The organism is Rothia nasimurium (genome assembly GCF_042660305.1).
Classification (GTDB): domain Bacteria; phylum Actinomycetota; class Actinomycetes; order Actinomycetales; family Micrococcaceae; genus Rothia; species Rothia nasimurium.
Genome location: NZ_JBHSTW010000001.1, coordinates 89,316 through 110,438, shown reverse-complemented (window position 1 = coordinate 110,438; position 21,123 = coordinate 89,316). Strand labels below are relative to the sequence as shown.

15 protein-coding genes are annotated in these 21,123 nt (G+C 61.3%); 4 read left to right on the top strand and 11 right to left on the bottom strand.

All coding sequences use genetic code 11. The annotated features are described in order from the left end of the window. Window position 1 precedes the first annotated feature (1 nt). Window positions 2–1,468 (top strand): LLM class flavin-dependent oxidoreductase, encoded by a 1,467-nt coding sequence (locus ACFP6B_RS00490; protein WP_377125381.1) that lies wholly within the window; start codon window positions 2–4, stop codon window positions 1,466–1,468. A gap of 132 nt (window positions 1,469–1,600) precedes the next feature. Here the strand turns inward: ACFP6B_RS00490 and ACFP6B_RS00485 are convergent, their stop codons facing one another. Continuing rightward, window positions 1,601–2,332 (bottom strand): hypothetical protein, encoded by a 732-nt coding sequence (locus ACFP6B_RS00485; protein WP_377125378.1) that lies wholly within the window; start codon window positions 2,330–2,332, stop codon window positions 1,601–1,603. A 183-nt stretch (window positions 2,333–2,515) separates the two neighbouring features. Continuing rightward, complete coding sequence (cls, locus tag ACFP6B_RS00480; protein ID WP_377125375.1) at window positions 2,516–4,015, bottom strand: cardiolipin synthase; 1,500 nt, start codon at window positions 4,013–4,015, stop codon at window positions 2,516–2,518. Between the two features lie 141 nt (window positions 4,016–4,156). Here cls and ACFP6B_RS00475 point away from each other — a divergent pair, with 141 nt between their 5' ends. Together ACFP6B_RS00475 and ACFP6B_RS00470 are read left to right on the top strand one after the other, a co-directional pair. Next, on the top strand, window positions 4,157–4,813 hold the full coding sequence (locus ACFP6B_RS00475) for a TetR/AcrR family transcriptional regulator (RefSeq protein WP_237186917.1): 657 nt from the start codon (window positions 4,157–4,159) through the stop codon (window positions 4,811–4,813). A gap of 110 nt (window positions 4,814–4,923) precedes the next feature. Continuing rightward, window positions 4,924–5,886, top strand: a complete 963-nt coding sequence (locus ACFP6B_RS00470) for an NAD(P)-dependent oxidoreductase (RefSeq protein WP_377125372.1) — start codon at window positions 4,924–4,926, stop codon at window positions 5,884–5,886. A gap of 433 nt (window positions 5,887–6,319) precedes the next feature. Here ACFP6B_RS00470 and ACFP6B_RS00465 read toward each other — a convergent pair whose 3' ends face one another. Beyond that, entirely contained in the window at window positions 6,320–8,071 is a 1,752-nt protein-coding gene (locus tag ACFP6B_RS00465) for an ABC transporter ATP-binding protein (protein ID WP_377125369.1), read from the bottom strand. 77 nt (window positions 8,072–8,148) lie between these two features. Here ACFP6B_RS00465 and ACFP6B_RS00460 point away from each other — a divergent pair, with 77 nt between their 5' ends. Then, window positions 8,149–8,769, top strand: a complete 621-nt coding sequence (locus ACFP6B_RS00460; protein ID WP_237186920.1) for a hypothetical protein — start codon at window positions 8,149–8,151, stop codon at window positions 8,767–8,769. 91 nt (window positions 8,770–8,860) lie between these two features. Here the strand turns inward: ACFP6B_RS00460 and ACFP6B_RS00455 are convergent, their stop codons facing one another. The 8 genes from ACFP6B_RS00455 to ACFP6B_RS00420 all read right to left on the bottom strand — a co-directional run bounded on the left by ACFP6B_RS00455 (window position 8,861) and on the right by ACFP6B_RS00420 (window position 21,114). Further along, complete coding sequence (locus tag ACFP6B_RS00455) at window positions 8,861–10,072, bottom strand: ABC transporter permease (RefSeq protein ID WP_237205858.1); 1,212 nt, start codon at window positions 10,070–10,072, stop codon at window positions 8,861–8,863. Further along, window positions 10,072–11,604, bottom strand: coding sequence for an ABC transporter permease (locus tag ACFP6B_RS00450; RefSeq protein WP_377125365.1), 1,533 nt, complete (start codon window positions 11,602–11,604; stop codon window positions 10,072–10,074). The genes ACFP6B_RS00455 and ACFP6B_RS00450 overlap by 1 nt, the downstream gene beginning before the upstream one ends. A gap of 150 nt (window positions 11,605–11,754) precedes the next feature. Further along, window positions 11,755–13,509, bottom strand: a complete 1,755-nt coding sequence (locus tag ACFP6B_RS00445) for an ABC transporter family substrate-binding protein (protein WP_377125362.1) — start codon at window positions 13,507–13,509, stop codon at window positions 11,755–11,757. 253 nt (window positions 13,510–13,762) lie between these two features. Beyond that, complete coding sequence (locus ACFP6B_RS00440) at window positions 13,763–14,242, bottom strand: GNAT family N-acetyltransferase (protein ID WP_377125359.1); 480 nt, start codon at window positions 14,240–14,242, stop codon at window positions 13,763–13,765. A 124-nt stretch (window positions 14,243–14,366) separates the two neighbouring features. Beyond that, window positions 14,367–16,484, bottom strand: coding sequence for a glucose PTS transporter subunit IIA (locus tag ACFP6B_RS00435; RefSeq protein WP_377125356.1), 2,118 nt, complete (start codon window positions 16,482–16,484; stop codon window positions 14,367–14,369). Between the two features lie 249 nt (window positions 16,485–16,733). Beyond that, window positions 16,734–19,256: an HAD-IC family P-type ATPase gene (locus ACFP6B_RS00430; RefSeq protein WP_377125353.1), complete on the bottom strand. Its 2,523-nt coding sequence runs from the start codon at window positions 19,254–19,256 to the stop codon at window positions 16,734–16,736. 92 nt (window positions 19,257–19,348) lie between these two features. Then, a complete protein-coding gene (locus ACFP6B_RS00425; RefSeq protein ID WP_377125350.1) occupies window positions 19,349–20,125 on the bottom strand; it encodes a heme ABC transporter ATP-binding protein in 777 nt (258 codons plus the stop codon). Next, complete coding sequence (locus tag ACFP6B_RS00420; protein ID WP_377125542.1) at window positions 20,122–21,114, bottom strand: FecCD family ABC transporter permease; 993 nt, start codon at window positions 21,112–21,114, stop codon at window positions 20,122–20,124. The genes ACFP6B_RS00425 and ACFP6B_RS00420 overlap by 4 nt, the downstream gene beginning before the upstream one ends. Window positions 21,115–21,123: the final 9 nt, after the last annotated feature.

Genomic DNA, 21,123 nt, shown 5'->3' with positions numbered 1-21,123 from the left:
CATGACCGAGAAGAAGCGCATCGTCGTCAACGCCTTCGATATGACTACCACCAGCCACCAGAGCTTTGGCCTGTGGCGTCACCCCCGTAACCGGGCGGATGAGTACAACACTATTAAGTACTGGACCGACCTGGCTAAGGTCTGCGAGAAGGGTCTGTTCGATGCTGTCTTTATCGCTGACGTGGTGGGTGTCTACGATGTCTACAAGGATTCAGTAGCTCCCGTGCTGAAGGATGGCGCCCAGGTTCCTGTGGGTGACCCCTTCCTGCAGATTTCTGCTATGGCCGCTGTCACCGAGCACCTGGGCTTTGGCGTGACCGCCGCTGTGACCTACAACCAGCCCTACACTCTGGCCCGCTCTTACTCCACCCTGGATCACCTGACCGGTGGTCGCGTGGGCTTCAATGTGGTGACCTCCTACCTTCAGTCTGCTGCTGAGAACCAGGGTCTGCCCGGTCAGATTGAGCACGATGAGCGGTACGAGATTGCCGAAGAGTTCCTCGACGTCTGCTACAAGCTGTGGGAAGGTTCGTGGGAGGACGGCTCTGTGCCCCGCGACCGTGAAAACGGCATCTTTGCTGACCCTTCTAAGGTGCACCCCATCCTGCATAAGGGCAAGTACTTCCAGGTTCCCGGTATCGCCCTGACTGAGCCTTCACCCCAGCGCACCCCCGTGATTTTCCAGGCCGGTGCTTCGTCTCGCGGCCAGGCTTTCTCGGGCCAGCACGCCGAGGCTATCTTCATCACCGCCCTGCGCCCCCACCTGACCAAGGTACTGACCGAGCGTATCCGTTCTGAGGCTGAAAAGGCCGGTCGCAAGCGCGATGACGTCAAGATCCTGGCCATGCTCTCAGTTGTTGTGGACGAGACCGACGAGAAGGCTCAGGCCAAGTACGCTGAGTACCTCAAGTACCAGAACGTTGAGGCGTCCCAGGGCATCATCGGCGGCTGGAGCGGTCTTGACCTGGACCAGTTCGATGAGGACGAGGCCCTCAAGTACGTTGAGACCGAGTCGATTCAGTCCTTCCTGACCCCCTTCACCCTGCAGGATAAGGAGAAGGAGTGGACCCGCAAGGACATCGCCGAGCACTGCGCCACCGGCGGCATGGGTGCGGTTTTGGTGGGTTCCCCCCAGACTGTTGCCGATGAGCTGGAGAAGTGGATTGACGAGGGCGGCCTGGACGGCATCAACCTGGCTTACCACGTTTCCCCTGGCTCCTTTGAGGACTTCGTTGAGTTCGTTGTTCCCGAGCTGCAGAAGCGCGGCCGCTACCGCACCGCCTATGAGGGTTCCACCCTGCGCGAGAGCCTCTTCGGTGAGGGTAACAAGTACGTGGACGAGCGTCACCCGGCTGCCAAGTACCGCGGTGCCTACGCGGGTAAGCCCTCCGCTGCCGACACCCCGGCCCGTGACTTCCTCAAGCTGGCGATTGAGAACGCTGAGAAGGCTGAGGACGCAGGCCACTAGGTCTTAGGGCTGTAAGGACGCTGCCCCGCACCTTCCTGCCAACGGGCAGGGGAGTGCAGGGCGGCGTCCTTACATGGGGGCATTCTGGCTATTCTTTTCTGAGAAGTTCGAAGCTCGGCAAGATATCTTTATCTACTTATTCGCATCGTCGATGGAACGGTTAAAGGTATCAAGGAAGCTATCCGCATCGATTTTCCAAGCTCCCTCCTCATAGGTGAAGCTAGTACCGTCAAACAACGCTACGAGAGCACCTTCAGCAGCAGCCGTGACGCTTTCAGGAACCGACGTGCTTGTGGATGCCTCTGTTTCAGTTAGAAAAGAATCTGTGCTGGTCGTTGCGGTCCGTTCACCAAATTCAACTTTATTGAGGTCAACCGTGATGGATTCAATGATTGCAGTGTCCAGGCCAGAGAACATTGACCCAACAAAAGTATTCATAAGACTGAGAGCAACATCTTCTCCCTCAGTCAGACCAGATCGTTCGAAGAGGTCATAGGTAGGGTCAATTCCGCGACTGTACTCTAGTAACTTCTGGCGATCATCGGCGCTCAACGTATCGATAGCTTTACCGAGGTCTTTGAGATTTTCAGCGTCTTCGCCGCCCTCAGCTTTGTCGATGATGGCTTGAATATCATCTGGCATATTATGCAAAGAGCCAGCTTCTCTTGCCTTCATGAAGTAGTTCTTGATAGCAGGTTCCAGCTGGCGCTTCTGTTCTTCAGTGAGGTTAATGGCAGCCCCTACTGATTCCACAGAAGACGACGTTGAGTCAGAGGCCTCCTGCGCGGCTCCGCAACCCGCAAAGGCCATTGAACCTATCAAAAAAGCAGAAGCCAGAGTGGTTTTCGAGTAGTAGGGTGTCATGGGCATCTCTCCTTACTCGTTCATTTGTGCGTTTAATAAGTATACCTAGCTTCTGGATAAATGTAACCCGTACTACATTTTTAGTAGATAAATATTAAGGCAAGGACGCCGCCCCGCACCTTCCTGCCAACGGGCAGGGGAGTGCGGGGCGGCGTCCTTATCTTCTTTATGCCGTGCCGACGGTTAGAGCAGGGCGCTCCACAGGCGGCAGAGGTTCTCGGCAACCTTCTGGTGGTTGGGGCGGTTGACCCACTCGTCGTAGCGCAGGCGCTTGCAGCGGGAGATGTAGTCCCGGGCTACGCCTTCGAGTTCCTGCACCATAGCCTTGCCCACGATAAAAGTGGAGACCTCAAAGTTGAGGGCGAAGGAGCGGGGGTCCATGTTGGAGGAGCCGATGAAGGTGATTTCGTCGTCCACAATCATGAACTTGGAGTGCAGAACGGTGGGGCCGGGGTACTGCTGAATGTTCACACCCGAGCGGAGCAGCTGCTCGTAGTAGGAGCGCTGCCCCATAATCGGCAGGAACTGGTCGCCCTTCTCGCAGACGATCAGGGTCACGTCGATACCCGAGAGTGCCATGTTGGTCAGAGCCTGCAGCAGGGTCTCTTCGGGCACGAAGTAGGGGGAGCAGATGATGATGCGTTCTTCTGCGTTGTAAATCAGGTGGTTGATCAGGCGCAGGTTGTTTTCGGTTTCGAAACCGGGGCCAGAAGGCACGATTTGGGCGAGCGGACGCTGGCCCTCCTGCCCTGCCTCGTCATGGGCTTCGATGTCGGCGTCGATTTCATCGAGCAGAAGCTCCTTGGTCTCGGCGTACCAGTCGGAGACAAAGACCGCGTTGAGCTCGTGTACTACGGGGCCGGTGCAGAAGAAGGAGAGGTCCTTCCACTCCAGGCCCTTCTTGATGTTGCCCTTGAGATTGTAGGTGTGGTCGATGGCGTTCTGAGAACCTGAGAAGGCTATTTCCCCGTCAATCACTACGATCTTGCGGTGGTTGCGCAGGTCAGGGCGCTGCCACTGGCCCTTCCAGGGTTTGAGGGGGAGCATCAGTCGCCAGGGTACACCGGCATCGTTGAGCTTGCGCTGAAGTTCCCGCCAGCGGGGGTATTTGCGGGAGCCGATATGGTCAATCAGCACATGCACAGCCACCCCGCGCTGGTGGGCGCGCACCAGGGCGTCCCAGAGGGGCTCGGTGGTGCTATCGAGGGCGGTGATGTAGAACTCGAAGTGAACGTACTTCTTAGCCTGGTCGATCTTTTTGGCGATTTCCTGCAGGGCTGCGTTGTTGTCGTGGCGCAGCTCGAAGTCGTTGCCGCCAATCAGGGGCAGAGCGCCGAGCTTGTAGTTGAGGTTAGCTGCCACCCGCGCAGGCTCAGAGAGCTCCGGGTCGCCCAGCACGGCGTCGTCCCCCTCGATGGAGTCTTTAATAATCTGGTTCATGCTGCGCTGGCGGCTGCGGCGGTGCCGGGGCACCAGGTTTGAACCAAAAATTAAGAAAGCAAACAGGCCCACGAAGGGAATAAAGAAAATCGCCATCAGCCAGCCCAGCGCAACCACGGGTTTGCGGTTGTAGGGCAGCCAGAAAATGACGGTGATGCGGATCAAGATATCGATAACGACCAGGGTTACCGAGAGCCAGTCCGGCAGGTTAGGGATGTTGAGAAAAGGCAGGCTGAAGTTCACATTTTTCAGTCTAGCGGGGTCTTGCCCCGGGCGAACGGGTCTTCTCACATAAACAGATGATTTAGGGGGTGGCCTTCTTCTACCTTGTAGGGGAACTTCCACTAGGCCCCGCGACCTGCACTTCTGCAATAGACTGGTGGTGTGAAGAAACCCGAGAAGTCCGTGCGCCAGCAGCGCCGGGAGCGAACCCACACCGCGATTCACGAGGCCGCACTCAAGCTTGTGCTTGAGAAGGGCCTCAAAGCCACCACTACCGACGAAATCGCTGAAGCTGCCGGGGTCAGCCCCCGCACCCTCTTCAACTATTTCGCCAGTAAAGAGGACGCTGTGCTCGGCCTGCGCGCCCCCGTCATTACCGATGACATTCTGCAGCGCGATGCTGCCCGCCAGGACCTCTATATTTTTGAGCGCGTCGCCCACCTGATGCTCGACATCATGGTCGCATCGGTCGACAGCCCCACCTACCCGCAGGTGCGCCCCCTGGTGCAGGAATACCCGGAGCTGCGCTACCGCCTGAAAACCCACCATATCGAGTGTGAAAAGACCCTGGCTGACCTGCTGCGCACCGTCAACTGGGTGGAGTTCAGCGCGAGCGGACGCCGCGGCCCCTGGCCCTACCTGCCTGAAAGTGAAGCCGGAGAAGGGGCCTCAGAACCCCGCCTGCGTGCAGCCCTTTGTATCACTTCGGCCCTGCTCCGCTATATGGACTACACTCGCGGTGTGCCCGAGAGCACTGAACGTGATGAGATAATCCGCGAGGCCGTGCAGACCTTCCGCCACCTGCTGCGCGAGGACTAGCCGCGGCCCGTCCGTCATGCTGCGTCACGGGTAGAAACAGCAGTGCCCTGCGGGGGTAAAGTGGCTAGTGGGTGCCCCCGCGCCTAACACTTGGAACAAAGGAGTACACCATGAAGATTCTTCTGCCCACATCAATCACCCTTGACCAGAGCGCCCTGGGCGCTGAAGCCAGCGACGAGCTGGTCAGCTACGACCCCACCGTCAATATCGCCCCCGAACACCACGACGCCGACGTACTGGTGGCATGGGGGAACACCAATGACCAGCTTAAGGACGCCGCCGCCCACCTTCAGCAGGTAGAGCTGGTCCAGGCGCTGCTGGCAGGCCCCGACCAGGCCCGCGCCGCGGGCTTCCGCCCCGAGGCCGTCATCGCCTCCGGCAGCGGCCTGCACTCAAAGACCGTTGCCGAACACACTCTAGCCCTGGCCCTGAACTTTGTACGCTTCCTGCCCACCCTGGCCGAGCACCAGGCACAGAAGAACTGGGCCACCGAACTCGGCGGCCCCCAGGAACTCCACCCCGCCGACCAGGTCACCACCCTGCTCGGCGCCAAAGTCACCATTTGGGGCTTTGGCTCTATCGGCCAGGCAACCGCCCGCCTCTTCGACGCCTTCGGCGCCGAGGTCACCGGTATCGCCCGCTCAGCAGGTGAGCGCGCGGGCTTCCCCGTGGTCGCCACCGACGACATCGACTCGGTCCTAGAAACCACCGACATCCTGGTCATGATCCTGCCTAACTCCGAGGAAACCAAGAACTCCCTCGACGCCGCTCGCCTGGCCAAACTGCCCCAGCGCGCCTACGTCATCAACGTGGGCCGAGGCCCCACCGTCAACGAGGCAGACCTGATTGAAGCCCTCAACTCAGGCAGCATCGCCGGCGCCGCCGTCGACGTTGTAGTCGAAGAGCCCCTACCCGCCAGCGACCCCCTGTGGGATGCCAAGAACATCATCATCACCCCCCACTCAGCGGGCGGCCGCCCCGTCGAGCCCGAAGCCCTCATCAAGCAGAACCTGCTGGCCCTGCGCGATGCCCGCGCGGGCAAGGACGCCGACTGGCGCAACAAGATGAATTAGGGATTCAGGGTCGGGGTAGGGCGAGTAATGCAGTGCCCGTGCTAGCGCCAGCTGACCCTCTCGGGCTCGCGCTGGGGCGCTCGCCCGATTCACGCCAGCCCCAGCCAGCTGGCTTCTAGCACGGGCACCGCATTATGCCTGTTCTCTCGGCATCTTCAAGTATGCGGGCAAAGCAGGCTCACAGCGAAGCTGTTGGCTCGATGGAGTGAGCGGGTGCGAGCGCGCGAGCACGTAAGAGCGAACGGAATCCGCCGTAAGGCGGGGCGTGAGGGTCAGGCTTATGCCTATTGCGCCCGCAGATTATTTTCCTCGCGCGCTCGGAATCTGCGGGGCTTCATCCAGCGTGAGCCTGCGAAGCCCGCAAAACTTTATTGATCTCTGGGTACACAAAAGGAGCTCCACCATAATCTGGTGGAGCTCCTTTTAGTTGCCTTTAGCTGACAACGTGGCCGGTTTCGTCCAGCAGCTTGGCGCGCAGTTCGCGGCGCTCAGCCTGGGCGTCCGGGTCGGGCAGCGGCACAGCGGCCAGCAGGCGCTGGGTGTAGACCTCGCGGGGGTGGCGCAGAATCTGCTCGCGCGGCCCCTGCTCGACGATTTCGCCGCGGCGCATCACCGCGATACGGTCAGCCAGGGCGTCAATGACTGCCAGGTCGTGGGTGACGAAGAGGCAGGCGAAGCCCATTTCTTCCTGGAGCTCACGGAAGAGTTCCAGCACGCGGGCCTGAACCGAAACGTCGAGTGCTGAGGTGGGCTCGTCCGCGATGAGTAGCTTGGGCTTGAGGGAGAGGGCGCGGGCGATACCGACGCGCTGCTTCTGACCGCCGGAGAGCTCGTGCGGGTAGCGGTTGCGGTAGGAGCGGGGCAGCTCTACACGGTCCAGGAGCTCCTCGATACGCTTCTGCAGCTCGGCTCCCTTAGCCACGCCAGCAAGCATCATGGGCTCACCGATGGATTCGCCAATGGGCAGGCGGGGGTTGAGGGAGGATGAGGGGTCCTGGAATACCATACCTACGTGCTTGCGTACCTCGGCCAGGTCCTTGCGGCTGGGCTTGCGCATATCGACGCCGCAGACGTTCAGCTCACCTTCGGCTACCTGCAGGAAGCCGACGGTTGCGCGGCCGATGGTGGACTTACCGGAGCCCGATTCACCCACAAGACCCAGTACCTCACCGGCACGGATTTCGAGGTTGGCGCCGGTGACGGCGCGGAAGGGGCCAACCCGTCCCTGCTTGGGGTACTCGAGGGCGACGTCCTTGAGGGAGAGGATGACGTCGCCGGTGCGCTGGGGGGCTACCTGCTCTAGCAGGGCGGTGGCCGGACGCTGGTTTTCGGCGGCGTCGTCGATGGCGGCGTTCACGTCGATTTCGTCGCCACCCAGGTGGAGCACGGCACCGAGCAGGGCTTGGGTGTACTCGTGCTGGGGGTTGTTGAAGACCTCGTGAATTTCGCCGGTTTCAACGATCTGGCCGCGGCGCATGACGGCAACACGGTCGGCCAGGTCGGCGACCACGCCCATGTCGTGGGTGATCAGGATGATGGCTGAGTTGAGCTTCTTCTGCAGGTTGCGCATGAGCTCAAGAATTTCTGCCTGCACGGTCACGTCGAGTGCCGTGGTGGGCTCATCTGCAATGAGCAGCTTGGGGTTGGTGGAGAGCGACTGGGCGATCATGGCGCGCTGGCGCTGGCCACCGGACATCTGGTGGGGGTAGGAGTTGAAGGCCTTGACGGGGTCGGGCATTTCGACCATCTCAAGCATCTTGATGGCTTCTTCTTTAGCCTCTGCCGGTGAGACGTTCTTGTGCAGGCGCAGGGTCTCAACAATCTGGTCGCCCACGGTCATGACCGGGTTCATGGCGGTCATGGGTTCCTGGAAGATCACGGCGACTTCTTCACCGCGCACGCTGAGCAGCTCGGTGTTGGTCAGGCCAATGAGTTCGCGGCCGTTGAGCTTGACGGAGCCGGTGACGCGGGCGTTCTTGGGCAGCAGCCCGATCATACCCATGGACGAAACGGACTTACCTGAGCCGGATTCACCCACAATGGCGAGGACCTCACCGGCATGCACCTCGTAGTTGAGGTTCATGGCGGCGGGAACCCAGGTACGTTCGACGCCGAAGTCAACGCTGAGATCGCGGACTTCGAGGACCGGCTGGGCGCCGGTTGGCTGAGTGGTTGGTGTATTCACTGGTTTTCCCAACTCTTGGTTGTTTCTGTAGAAGATTGGTGTGGTGGAGCTGTCTCATCTGAGAGAATCGAGAGACTATGAAGTCTCAGTATTTGCAGAACCCTCCGGTTACCTTTCGCGTGAAGACCGCCCCTTTTTACACCTGGTGCGCTGTGCTGGTTGCAGCGAGCGTGCTGGTGGCCTTAGCTATCAGCGGTGGCCTTTCGGCCCTACTGACCGGCGGCTGGGGCGTGCTGTGGATGGCCTATACCGTCTGGTACGTGCTGGGCCGATCCCGCCTGGTTGCTGGTGCTGACGACATCACCATCTATAACCCCTTTGTAACCCACCGGGTCAATTACGCTGCCCTGATTGATATTTCAACCAAGTACCATCTGACCCTGGTGACTCCCACCAAGCGTTTTCAGGCTTTTGGTTTGCCGTCAAGCGGTATGGTGGCGTCCCTTTCTGCCCATCGTCAGGATCTTGAGCGTTTGCCCGCTATCACCTACGGTGCAGAGCGGTCAGTGCGCGCTTCGGATCTTCCGAATTCGGCGGCTGGGGCGGTTGCCCTGGTGCTGCGCGGCTACTGGCAGGAGCTGGTGGAGGACGAGGCCCTGGGGGCGGTTGAGCCCCTTCAGCAGTCGCGGGTGGACGCCCGTGGGCTGGCTATTTTCGTCCTTTTGCTTCTGGCCGCTGTGGCTGGCTTAGTCTTCTAAGCTTTCGGTAGGCCGGGAGGTTCTGCCTTCTCTATTCGGTTATCAACGAGGCGGTGAGTGCTGGTGCGCTCACCGCCTCGTGCGATGAGAGCTACTTGTTCTGGGGTGAGCCTGCCGGGCCGTCCAGGTCCTGGTCAAGGGAGTCTGAGGTTCGGCTGCTGGCGGGGGTCTCTACCTCGGAGGCAAGGGAGGTATGTACCGTGGCGGTGCCTGCCGCGGCAGTAGCTGCTGCGGGGGTGGTTGCTGAGCCATCGATACCCACGCCGTTTTCGGCTGAGTGGGCGGTACGCTTGGTTGCCTTCTTGGGGTTGAACTTCTTCTGGCGGGGGTCAAAGGCGTCACGCAGGCCGTCGCCAACGAAGTTGACGGCGAGTGAAATCACCAGAATGAAGAGGCCGGGGAACCAGAAGAGCCAGGGGCGGGTAGAGAAGGCTGACTGGTTCGCTGAAATCAGTGAACCCAGTGACCAGTCGGGGGCCTTGATACCGAAGCCCAGGTAAGAGAGCGCGGTTTCGGTCAGAATTGCGGAGCTCATCATCAGTGACACGTTCACGGTGACCACGCCGATGGCGTTGGGCAGGATGTGCTTGAAGATGATGCGCAGGTCTGAGGCGCCTGCCAGGCGGGCGGCGTCCACGAACTCGCGTTCGCGCAGGGAGAGGAACTCTGCACGGACCAGACGGGCCAGGGAGGACCAGAAGAGCAGACCCACGACTACACCGAACATGATGGTGTTCCAGATGCCGTGGAAGTAGCTACCGGCCAGCTTACCGAGCACGGCGGTCAGCAGCATCAGGGGGATGATGATAACCATGTCGGTAAAGCGCATGATGACGGCTTCAATCCAGCCGCGGTAGTAGCCTGCCAGGCCACCGAAGAGTACACCGAGGAAGCCGGCGATGCTGGTAATCAGGATGACCACCAGGAAGGTGTTCTGCACACCGCGCATGGTCATGGCGAAGAGGTCGCGACCGGTGGCGTCCTGGCCGAACCAGTGCTGGGCGTTGGGGGCTGCACCGTTCACGATGGGGTTCATCTCGGTGTAGTTGTACTTCCACCAGCCGGGGATGGGGCCCACGCCGATGGAGGTGAGGGCCAGTAGGAGCACGGCGACCAGGATAGCCAGTGAGATGACCGCACCGGTGTTCTGGCGGAAGCGCTTGCGCACAATCTGGCCCTGGGTCTTACCCACGGACTCCTGGGCGCGGATGTCGACGTTGGTTTCGACGGAGCGCAGGGCGGTGGTCTCGGTGGTGGGCTCCTTAGCGGGCCCTGAGCTGAGGTTCTTGTCGTTGGTGCTCATTATGCTTTCACCCTCACGCGCGGGTCGAGGGCTGAGTAGAGGAGGTCAGCCACAAGGTTGAAGACGAGCGCCAGGATGCCGGTAAGCAGGAAGACGCCCATGACGGGGTTGGGGTCGGTGTGAGCCAGCGAGTCGAGGAAGAGGGTACCCATGCCCTTGAAGGCGAAGATACGTTCGGTGATCGCTGCGCCGCCGATGATGCCGCCGATGTCCATGGCGATGATGGTGGCCAGGGGGATCAGGGCGTTGCGGAAGGCGTGCTTCATGACGACGGAGCGCTCTGAGACGCCCTTGGCGCGGGCGGTGCGGATGTAGTCCTGGTTCATGATTTCGAGCATGGACGCACGTGAGTAGCGTGAGTAGGAGGCCAGCGAAATCAGGGTCAGGGCGATGGTGGGGAGCAGGATGTGGGTGAGGGTATCTGTGTTCAGAATCCAGAAGTCACCCTGCAGGTTGGGGGTAGAAGCGTTGGCGGTGGGGATAGGACGGCCCTTGATACGGCTGTTGCTGATGTAGGCGGGCCAGGCCTGCATGAAGCGGTCGGCGATAATCAGCAGCGCCATGACCAGGCCGGTGAGCATACCGACGCGGGCACCCTGGCCCTTGTCGTAGCCGCCCCAGAGCAGGCCAACAACCCAGCCCAGAGCCATGAAGGCTAGGGCAATCAGAATGACCATGAGCATGGTAGCCAAATCGAGCAGGTCCTGCAGGGGGAAGTAGGCAGCTAGGCCAGCGACGACCATGGTTAGACCTGCACCCAGGGCACGGCGGTTACGCAGGCCGGAGACCAGGATGGTGAAGATGATGGCGGCGCCCAGGCCCAGGGGCAGCATGAAGGGGATGCCCAGGAAGGGGGTGAGGAACCACTTGGTGGTGGAAACGAAGACGATAGCGCCCGCGGTGATGACGAAGCCCAGCAGGCCCATCAGGTAGCGGGTCTTCTGCTTGCCGAAGGAGGCGGAGTACCAGAAGAGGCCTGCCAGCACCGATATGAGCAGGGTCGTGGGTATGGTGACCACCGGGTTGCGGAGGAAGTCGTTGAAGCCGATGGCGACGAATTCCTTGAGCAGAACTGCGATCCAGAAGGAGGGCAGGGAGAAGAAGAGGAAGCTGGCGAAGGTCACGGTGTAGTCCAGGCCTGAGTACTGGCGCAGGGCTGAGATGATACCCAGGCTGACACCGATCAGGATGGAGAGCACGGTGGCCGCTACGACCAGGGTAAGGGTCTGGTAGACAGCGTTAGAGAGAAGCTGGGTGACGGGTGTGCCTGCCAGGTTCTGGCCAAAGTCGCACTTACCTGCAAAGCAGCCGAGCACGCCGCCAAGCCACTTGAAGTAGCGCAGCGGGGCGGGGGTGTCTAGGTCCAGGGCAGCAATGCGCTGGGCAATGAGTGCGTCTTTGTTAGGGGAGGACGATGTGCGTAGCTCTTCGAGGGGGTCACCCGCGATTGCTACGAGGTTGTAGATGAGGAACGATGCACCGAAGAGGATGAAAACTGCGGTGATCAGGCGCCTCACGGAGTACATGAGCATGATGAATCCTGATGGGTAGGGGAGCACACCCTGGGAATAGGAGGGTGCTCTCAAAACAGCCAGAGGCGCGGACGCTCGTGAGCGTCCGCGCCGTAGGGCAGTTACAGATTGTTAGTTGCCATCTGTAGCGTGACTAGAGCGTAACTGTACTTACTCTGCGATGTCCCACTCTTCGATGTTCCAGGTCAGGGGCTGCTGACCGGGCTTGGGCTGTACACCGGTGATGGTGTCGGAAACCGAGGTAACAGCGATGGACTGGAAGAGGGGCAGACCGTAGCCGTCCTTGAACAGTTCGCCGTCTGCCTGCATCTTCAGTTCTTCGATGCGGGCGGTGTCGGTGGTGGTCATGATTTCATCAGCTGCTGCGTCAACGGTTGCGTTGGAGTAGCCGGTGAAGTTGGAGGATGAACCGGTCTTGAAGATCTGGCCCAGTGAGGAGTTACCTACACCTGAGGAAACCCAGCCGAAGATGGATGCCTCGTAGTCGCCACCGGCCAGCAGGGATGACCACTGCTCGCTACCGGCGTCAACAACCACGAAGCCTGCCTTCTCAGCGGATTCCTTGATCATCTGGAAGGAGTTGATGCGGTTGGGGTTCTTGTTGTTGTAGAGGATGCGGATGGTGGGGGTCTGGCCGCCCAGCAGTTCCTTAGCCTTCTCGATGTTGGCGTCCATGTCGTCTGAGGGGTAGTCAGAGGAGTTGTTGGACTCAACAGTCTTGGCGTAGTTCTCGGAGTCTGATGCTACGTAGAGCTGGGAGTTCAGAACCTGAGCATCGGCGTCCATGGGCTTGATGAGCTTGTCGACGATGTCCTGGCGGGGAACGGTCAGCAGGAAGGCCTTGCGGACGTTCTCGTCAGCGAAGGGTGAGCCTTCCTTGACGTTCAGATCCAGGTGGTCGTAAGCCTGGTCGGGCTGGGTCTCGGTGACAACGCCGCTCAGAGCTTCCAGCTGGGAGACGGTGTCGATGGAGGCCTGGGGGGCAACAGCGTTGACTTCGCCGTTCTGCAGAGCCTGAATCTGGGTTGCAACGTCGCCCTGTACCTTGAGCACAACCTCGTTGATGGCGGGCTTCTTGTCGCCCTGGTAGTTGGGGTTGGCGGTCAGGGTAACTGACTGGTTCTCTTCAACGGCGGTGACCAGGTAGGGGCCGTTACCGACGGTGAGAGCCTCGTTGGCAGGCATGGTGGTGGTGTTGTAGCCGGTGTTCCAGGCATCTGCAATCTTGCGCAGCTGCTCGTTTTCTTCACCGGGGGTTGCGGTCTCGATAGCTTCGATGAGCTCGTCTTCGGTCATGCCGGCCAGCTCAGCGACAACGTGGGCAGGCTTGTCGATGTCGTAAGCGATTTCCCAGTCAGCGAAAGCCTTGGGGTAGGTGAAGGAGATGGAGCGGCCGTCTTCGCTCACAACGGGGACCTCTGCGCCGCCGAGGCCAGCGGTTTCACCTGCAAATTCGAAGTAGACGACTTCGCCGTCTTCGCTGTCGAAGTGGCCTGACTGAGCAGCCCATGCCAGGAGCAGGTCGCCCTTGTCGATGTCGTTGCCATCTGACCACTTCTGGTCGTCGTTGACCTTGTAGTCAACCTTGATGCCTTCGCCCTCTTCAGTCATGGAGTAGGTGCCGAACCACTCGTTGTGGCGGATGTCGAAGGTGTTGGTGATGGTGTAGAAGCCACGGTTGGTCATCTGAGCGATGATGCCGTTGGTGTCTGAGTTACCTTCAGCGGTGCCTACGTTCAGTGAGGAGAAAACGTTGGTGATAGCAATTGAAACTGACTTGTCTGATGCAGCTGCGTCGGAGCCTGAGGTGCTGGAGGCGCCGGTGTCGGAGCTGGCGCAGGCTGAGAGAGCCAGGGCAGCTACAGCTGAGAGGCCGAGAGCTGAGGAAATGCGGGTCTTGCGCATTAGTGTCTCCTTGCTGAAAAGGGGAAATGTATGTTGTGGTCCGCGATCTTCACCCTGTGTGTGCGGGGCGGCGCAAGCCTTCCCAACTCTTGGGTGTGGTGAATCACACGATGTGTAATGTATATACTAGGTCACTTTTGGGGAACTGCGCCACAAAAACCCCTGTTTATATGTAAAACTCTTCAAAAAAATGTAAAAAATACGTTACAGCGTCTTTTTAGCTCATGAATTTGGCGTAGCTTTTCTTCTTTTGCTATCGCTCGATGGGGCGCACCATGTGCACGTGCTCGATACCCGCTTCCAGGTAGGGCTCCCCCACAACTTCAAAGCCTGCCGCCCCGTAGTAGCTCTCTGCTAGGTAGGCCTGGGCGCTAATAGAGATGCGTTCGGCCTCAGTGTTTTCTTCAATCCAGGTCAGTGCCTCATTGAGTAGGCGGCGGCCCAGGCCGGTGCCGCGGGCGTCCGGATGTACCGCCACTCGCCCCAGCGTCCATGCGCCGGGGTCCGCCGGGTGGGCGTCGTCAGAGAAAGTGGCCAGGTCAAAGAGACGCAGGTAGGCCAGCACTTCGCCACGCTCATTGGCGTGGAAGAAGTGCAGGGCCTGCCGATCTGCCCGGTCAATCTCGTTCTCTTCGGTAATCTTCTGGCCCACCACAAAGACCAGACCGCGGAGCAGGTAAATCTCGTTGAGCTCATCAAGGGTCAGGTCATAAAAGGATTTGACGGTAAACATACCGCCATTCTAAAACCCTTTAAACCGCGCTTATTACCCGCCGGTAACCGTCCTTTACATAAAAAGCCGCCCCGCACCGTCCGGAAGGACGATGCGGGGCGGCGTATCCAAGAGCGCGACAGGATTACTTAGTGGTAACCTTCAGCAGCTCGGAGCCGGGCTGGACGGCGCCGGTAGCGCCCTCAACCTCAGCGAAGCGGTTGGTGTTGGTAACCAGAACGGGGGTAACCAGAGAGTAGCCAGCGTTCTTGATGACCTCGGGATCGAAGGTCAGCAGAATATCGCCGGGAGCAACACGCTGGCCCTTGGTGACCTTCACGTCGAAGCCTTCACCGTTCAGGTTGACGGTGTCGATACCTACGTGAATGAGCAGTTCTACACCGTTGTCGAGCTTCAGGCCTACAGCGTGGCCGGAGGGCATAGTGACAGAAACCTTACCGGCTGCGGGTGCTACCACGGTGTTGCCGGTGGGAACGATTGCCGCACCCTTGCCGAGCTTTTCAGCGGCGAAGATGGGGTCGGGGGTCTCGGAGAGAGGAACTGCCTGGCCTTCTAGGGGTGAGGCCATAGTCAGGACGGTGCCCGCTGCGGGAGCCGCTGCTTCTTCAGCTGCCCAGGGGGCGGCGTCCTGCTTCTCAGCAACTGCAACGGGGGCTGCGGTGGCGGCAACAGCTTCGGTGCGCTTTTCGGCTGCCCCGGGGGTGGTTGCTTCAGCAGCTGACTCGCCAATGCCGGTTTCTGCAACGGCTGCCGCTTCGGCCTTCTGGTCCTTGGACTCATAGCCGAAGACCAGCACACCTGCCATAGCGCCGAAGAAGGCGATGGCCAGGCCGATCATGTAGAGGTGTGAGGGCTGCATAGCGGGGATGGACAGCAGGGAGGTGAAGGCGAAGGCGTAGGACTTAACACCCAGAGCCGAGATAGTGGCACCACCGATGATGGCGGGAACCAGAATCAGGGGGAAAACGCGCTTGTAACGCAGCACAACACCGTAGAGGGAGGGCTCGGAGATACCGCCGAGCAGACCGGAAACAGCGGCACCGGTAGCGGTCTGGCGCAGTTCCTTGTTGCGGCGGGCGGCGATAGCAACGCCGGTGACAACGCCGAAGACAGCGAAGTTGTAGGCGCCCATGGGGGACTGGATGAAGTCCACACCGTCGGTCTGCAGGTTGTTGATCATGACGGCGTTCAGGGGCCAGTGCAGACCCAGGGGCACCATGAAGAGGTAGAGACCGGCGATGAGGCCACCAACCAGCCAGGGCATGGATTCGTTGACGCCACCGATGAAGTCAGAGATAGCCAGGGCGAAGCGGATGCCGATGGGGCCGATCAGGAAGGCGGTCAGGGGTACCAGGATCATGACGGAGAGCATGGGCACGAAGACCATGTGCAGCATGGTGGGGATGACCTTCTTCAGGAAGCGCTCCAGGGGTGCCAGCAGAGCTGCGGCGAAGAGGGGCGGGAAGATCTGGCCGGTGTAGTTCATGACGTAGAGCGGCAGGTCAAGGCCCAGGAAGGGGACGCGGACGACGCCATCGACGGCGATGTCGGCGAAGCCCTGGAAGGTGCCGGTCATGAGGGCCGCGGGGATAGCCGCGCCGACCCACATGTTAGCGCCCAGGCGCTTGGCGGCGGTTGCACCAATCATGATGGGCATGAACTGCAGGACCGACAGGGAGGCGGCCAGCATGATGAACCAGAAGGGGAAGGCTGCACGCCACTCGTTGAGCATAGCGGCAGCCGCGTCGGCGTCGGCCAGGCGGGGGCCGTTGACGATATCGACGTTGACGACCTGACCGGTGAGGTCGGTGTACTGACCGAAGTAGCCCAGCTGCTGCAGGAAGACGATTAGGGTCAGGATCATGGAGGTGCCCAGCAGTGCCCAGAGGATGGGGCGGAAGGAGTCTGAGAGCACGTCGAAGACGCGGGTGAGCACGCCGGCCTTCTTCTCGTCGGTAGCTACGGCACCCTTGGAGGCGCTTTCACCGACGGAGCCCATGCCGGGCAGCTTGAGCATTTCGTTGTAGACCGATTCGACCTTGTCACCGAGGACGACCTGGGTCTGGCCGGACTGCTCGATGATGGAGAGAACACCGGGGATGTTCTCAATCTTGGTGCGGTCTACAGCGCTGTTGGACTTGGGGGTCACGCGCAGGCGGGTGGCGCAGTGGGTAAAGTGCGAGATGTTCTCGGGGCCGCCCAGGCCTTCGAGGATCTTCTCGCCCATCTGTGAGTTATTCACGGGTGGAACCTTACTGGTGTGTGCGGATTGCTAGCTGTTAAGACGAAAAAGACCCGAGTTGCTTATCGAACCGTGTGCCCTGACGAGGGTAGACGGGTGCTCACAGGTAGGGCGCGTGTGCGGGTGCACAGGTGCCGTAGTGAGCTGATAGCAACTCAGGTCTTGCCTGCTTAACCAGTAACAATCCTGATGATTGACTACATAGAGTGGGGCTTTCACCCCGTTCGTGGTCAAGCGTACTCCCAGAGCTTAGCTCTGCGCAAGTACCTGGGGGTGTTTAGCTCGTAGCCAGGCGGTGTGTAGGCGCAGGTTGATTTCGATGGCGAGGCAACCTAAAAAGGCTGACGCCAGGGTAGCTAGTAAATATGCCCCGCTGGGAATGATGAACTGGTGGTACCAGAGCGAGGGCGGCAGAAGCAGAACCAGGGCTAGGCCTGCGTACATGGCAGCTACAATCGCCAGGCGGACGCCGCGCACGGGCCGTACTACGGTGGTGATGTTGTAGATGCCCATGAGTACAAGGGCGATGAAGGTGGCGGTCTGAATTTCCGCTGTCGCCACCCCAGCGAGAGCGTGCCCGTAGCCGTTGACGAAGACCAGTACCGCTGTGATGATAACGGCTGCCGGTAGGGCATAGTGCAGGGCCCTGCCCAAGAAGCCGCTGACGTAGCGGCGGGTGTTGGGCAGCATGGTCAGGAAGAAGGCGGGGCCGCCCACAATGAGCAGGTCGGCGGTGGAGTACTGGCGCGGCAGGAAGGGGAACTGCCAGCAGAGCACGCCCAGGGTGAGACCCAGCAGGATAGCGAAGGCAGTCTTGGTGAGGAAGAGGTTGGTGACCCGCTCGATATTGGCGATAATCTTGCGCCCCTCGGCGAGTACACCGGGTAGGCGGTCAAACCGTCCGTCGAGAAGCACCAGGCGCGATACCGCCTTGGTGGCGGGCGCTGCGTTGCCCATGGCGATGCCCAGGTCGGCGTGCTTGAGGGCCAGGGCGTCGTTGATGCCGTCACCGGTCATCGCTACTACGTGCCCGGCCTCGCGCAGACCCAGCACCATGTTCTTCTTCTGTTCGGGGGAGACCCGGCCAAAGACGGCGTGGGTTCGGGCAGCTTCTACCAGCTCAGGGCCAGATTCGGGCAGGGTTGAGGCATCGACCGCACCAGCTGAGACGTCCATACCGGCAGCTGCCGCTGCGGCAGCTACCGTGCGGGGGTTGTCGCCGGAGAAGACCTTCAGGTCGATGCCCTGGCTTCTGAAGTAGGCCAGGGTTTCGGGAGCCTCGGAGCGTACCTGCTCGCGGAAAATCACGAGCACCTGGGGCTCAAGGCCGGTAGGAACCCGGGTGGCTACCTTGCCGGAAGGCTCGCGCAGAAGGGCGGGGGCGTGGGCCAGCACCAGCACACGCAGCCCGCTCTCGGCTAGCTCACCGGCCAGTTCTCGCGCGGGGGAGTCTGTAGGCAGGAGGGCCTCGGGGGCACCGAGCAGCCAGGCCCCAGAATCTGCCAGCTCTACCCCGCTAAAGCGCAGGGCAGATGAGAAAGGTAGGACGCCGGTTGCCACCGGGGCGCTGGATTGGTCTGGATCATCGGTGCCCCCTGCGGCAGCAAAGGGCTCTTTCAGGGCAGCAGCGGTGGGATTAGCGTTCTGGTCGGCTCCCAACCAACCCAGGGCGGCAGCCCAGCCGTCCTTAACCCGGGAAGCGGCGGCGGCGTCCTGATACCCGGCCTCTGCCCAGAGCACCTGCCCGGTCAGGGAGCGAACCGAATCAAAGCGCACCCCGCCCTCGGTCAGGGTGCCGGTCTTATCGAAGCAGACGGTATCAACGCGGGCCAGCACCTCAACAGCGGGCTGCTCCTGAATCAGCACCTCGGTGCGGGCCAGCTTAACCGATGCCACGGCAAAGGAAATCGTGGTCATCAGGGCCAGGCCCTGGGGAATCATGGAGGCCACCGACGAGACAGAGGTAATCAGGGCATCACGCCAGGCCCCTGAATCAAGGGCCAGCTGCCAGCCGCCGGCGGCCTGCATCTGCCCGTTGAGCACAATCGCGATAATGGGAACCAGGGCCCAGGTAATCCAGGTGACCACCCGTTCCATACCCGCCCGGAGCTCCGAATGGATGGTAGTGAACTGGCGGGCTTCGGCCGTAATTTTCGCGGCGCGGGAGGTAGCCCCCACCGCCGTCAGCCGCACCTTGCCCGACCCGCCGATCACGGATGAAGCCGACAGGACGCCGTCCCCCGGCACCTTGCCGACGGGGTCGTTTTCGCCGGTGAGCAGGGATTCATCAAGATCCAGGCCGTCGCTGGTGAGTACCACGGCGTCGGCAGGAACCTGGTCCCCGCGCTTGAGCAGCACAACGTCGTCAAGAACCAGCTCATCGAGGGCAACCGGCACCAGCGTGCCATCGCGCAGGGCGGTAGCGGGGTCGCGGCGCAGCAGGGCGATGCGGTCCAGCTGGCGCTTCGCCGAGAACTCCTGGGTGAAGCCGATGACCACGTTGGCAATAGCAGCCAAAAGGAAAAGGGTATCGAGCCAGGAACCCACCAGAATCACGGCCAGCCCGCAGAGCCCCAACACCAGGTTAAACATGGTGAACAGGTGGGTGCGGATAATGGTGGCGGTAGAGCGGGAGGTCGCATTATTCTGCGTATTCACTAACCCGGCAGAGGTGCGTTCAGCGACCTGCTCGCTGGTGAGCCCACCGGCCTCAAGGACGCTGTCTGGAGGGGTACTCACATTCACGCGGTGGGCAGGCGCGGTGTGAGACATAGGGGCTCCTTGGGCATTGGGCTGGTCAGGGTAGTAACCAGTCTAGTGGGAGAAGCTGAGGGCGCACGTCCGTCTCAAGGATGAAAACAGCCTCAGTCGCGGGCCGGAAGTACCAGCAGCCGCCCGGTCACCGGGTGGGTGAGCACCTCAATGGGGTGGCCGTAGACCGCGCTGAGCCGCTCGGCGGTGCAGACCTGCTGCGGGCGTCCTTGCGCCACCGCCTGCCCCTGAGCAAGAAGCACCAGCCGGTCAGAATAAGAGGCCGCAACATCGAGGTCGTGAAGGACTACCACCACAGCCGCCCCCTGCCGGGCGTAGGCGCGGGCGCGGGTGAGGGTCTGCTCCTGGTGCAGAATATCGAGAGCGGCAGTGGGCTCGTCGAGCAGGAGCAGGGGAGTGCGCTGGGCAAAGACCCGGGCCAGGTGGGTGCGGCCGGCTTCGCCGCCCGAGAGGGTGCGGACGTCCCTGCCCGCCAGGTGCCCGGTATCGGTGTCGGCAAGGGCAGCGGCGACAATCTCGTGATCCTGCTGGGCCTGCTCGGTGCCCCGCCAGGGGGCCCGGCCCATCTGGACCACCTGCTGCACGGTGTAGGAGAAGGCTACCGAGGTGTGCTGCAGCAGCATAGCCCGGGTGCGGGCCAGCTCTACCGGCCGGTAGTCTGCCAGCGGACGTCCGCCCAGGGTAACCTGCCCCGAGCTGGGAGCGGCATCACCTGCCAGCAGGGACAGCAGGGTCGATTTACCCGCCCCGTTGGGGCCGATAAGAGCTAGAACCTCACCGGGGGCAACCTCAAGCGAGACGTCGTGCAGAATCTGCCGCCCGTTCACCCGGTAGCTGACCGAATCGGCGACGAGTAAAGGTGAGGTCACAGGGCCCCCTTGGTTAGGGTTCGGCGGAGCAGGATAAAGAAGGTGGGGCCGCCCACCAGGGCGGTGAAGATGCCGATGGGCAGGTCGGCGAAGCTCACCAGGGTGCGGGCGGCGAGGTCGGAGGCTGCAATGAGCAGGGCACCGCCCAGGGTCGAGGCTGGTAGCAGTACCCGGTTGGAGGGCCCCACTACCATTCGGAGCAGATGCGGCACGATCAGACCCACAAAAGCGATGATGCCCGCGTAGGCGACCGCGGCCCCGGTGAGCAGGGCGGTGCAGATGATGGCTGCCAGGCGTAGGCGCTCTACATGAACACCCGAGTGGGCAGCGGCCCGCTCACCCAGGGCGAGCAGGTTGAGCTGCCGAGCCAAGAGAAAGCTACCGATAATACCGACACCCACAATCGGGGCACTGGTGGCTACCGCCGCCCAGGTCGCCCCGTTCAGGGAGCCCATCTGCCAGAAGATAATCTGGTCGCGACTGGCGTCATCAGCGATAAAGACCATCAGGGCAATCAGGGCGTTAGCCACGGCGGTTACGGCAATACCGGTGAGAATCATCGACAGCACCTCGGCCCGCCCGCCGGAGCGGGAGAAGAGATAGACCAGGGCGGTGGTGGCTAGCGCGCAGGCAAAGGCACAGAGGGGTACGGTGAACATACCCAGGGTATTCTGCCCCAGCACAATAGCCCCGCAGGCCCCCACCGCAGCACCGGCTGAAATGCCGATGACGCCCGGCTCAGCCAGCGGGTTGCCGAAGACCGCCTGCATCAGGGCGCCGGACGCCCCCAAGGCGGCACCCACCAGCAGCCCCAGCAGAATGCGGGGTAGGCGGATATTCCAGAGGGTGGCGTCTGCCAGCTGCATGGCAGGGTCGGCGGACGCCAGCCCCAGGTTGCGCAGGATACCCCCGGCAACCTGGGGGAGGGGAATCTCGAACTGGCCCAGGCTGGCTGATATGAGTACCGTGCCGAGCAACAGGAGGGGCAGGGCGGTAAA

What these genes read in the sequence shown, in the direction of transcription:
- ACFP6B_RS00490 (WP_377125381.1), top strand. Translation starts at nt 2, where the DNA reads ATGACCGAGAAGAAGCGCATCGTCGTCAACGCCTTCGATATGACTACC.
- ACFP6B_RS00485 (WP_377125378.1), bottom strand. Translation starts at nt 2,332, where the DNA reads ATGACACCCTACTACTCGAAAACCACTCTGGCTTCTGCTTTTTTGATA.
- ACFP6B_RS00470 (WP_377125372.1), top strand. Translation starts at nt 4,924, where the DNA reads ATGAAGATTCTTCTGCCCACATCAATCACCCTTGACCAGAGCGCCCTG.
- ACFP6B_RS00460 (WP_237186920.1), top strand. Translation starts at nt 8,149, where the DNA reads ATGAAGTCTCAGTATTTGCAGAACCCTCCGGTTACCTTTCGCGTGAAG.
- ACFP6B_RS00455 (WP_237205858.1), bottom strand. Translation starts at nt 10,072, where the DNA reads ATGAGCACCAACGACAAGAACCTCAGCTCAGGGCCCGCTAAGGAGCCC.
- ACFP6B_RS00450 (WP_377125365.1), bottom strand. Translation starts at nt 11,604, where the DNA reads ATGCTCATGTACTCCGTGAGGCGCCTGATCACCGCAGTTTTCATCCTC.
- ACFP6B_RS00445 (WP_377125362.1), bottom strand. Translation starts at nt 13,509, where the DNA reads ATGCGCAAGACCCGCATTTCCTCAGCTCTCGGCCTCTCAGCTGTAGCT.
- ACFP6B_RS00440 (WP_377125359.1), bottom strand. Translation starts at nt 14,242, where the DNA reads ATGTTTACCGTCAAATCCTTTTATGACCTGACCCTTGATGAGCTCAAC.
- ACFP6B_RS00430 (WP_377125353.1), bottom strand. Translation starts at nt 19,256, where the DNA reads ATGTCTCACACCGCGCCTGCCCACCGCGTGAATGTGAGTACCCCTCCA.